The 285-nt window shown below is 48.8% G+C and carries 1 pseudogene; it reads right to left on the minus strand.

The window, feature by feature from the left end:
* Positions 1–26: 26 nt before the first annotated feature.
* Positions 27–178 (minus strand): annotated as a pseudogene (locus AAC854_RS23490) (transposase domain-containing protein); the annotation flags it as partial.
* Positions 179–285: the final 107 nt, after the last annotated feature.

Here is a 285-nt window from a genome sequence, read left to right on the forward strand (position 1 = left end):
CGTAAGCGGCCAATTAAGCAGTGTATTTACATGATGTCGCCCATATTCACGTTCCACGGGAGCAGATCGTGCAGAGGATCGTTGGGATGGCGTTTGGGGAGCTCCGTAAAATATACCGGAAGTAAAAATAAGGATTAATATCATTGGCACGGCAGGTCATCACCAGGCTGTATAAGTGTAAGCGGCCAATTAAGCAGTGTATTTACATGATGTCGCCCATATTCACGTTCCACGGGAGCAGATCGTGCAGAGGATCGTTGGGATGGCGTTTGGGGAGCTCCGTAA

It is taken from the genome of Xenorhabdus entomophaga (genome assembly GCF_037996725.1).
In the GTDB taxonomy this organism is placed as follows: Bacteria; Pseudomonadota; Gammaproteobacteria; order Enterobacterales; family Enterobacteriaceae; genus Xenorhabdus; species Xenorhabdus khoisanae.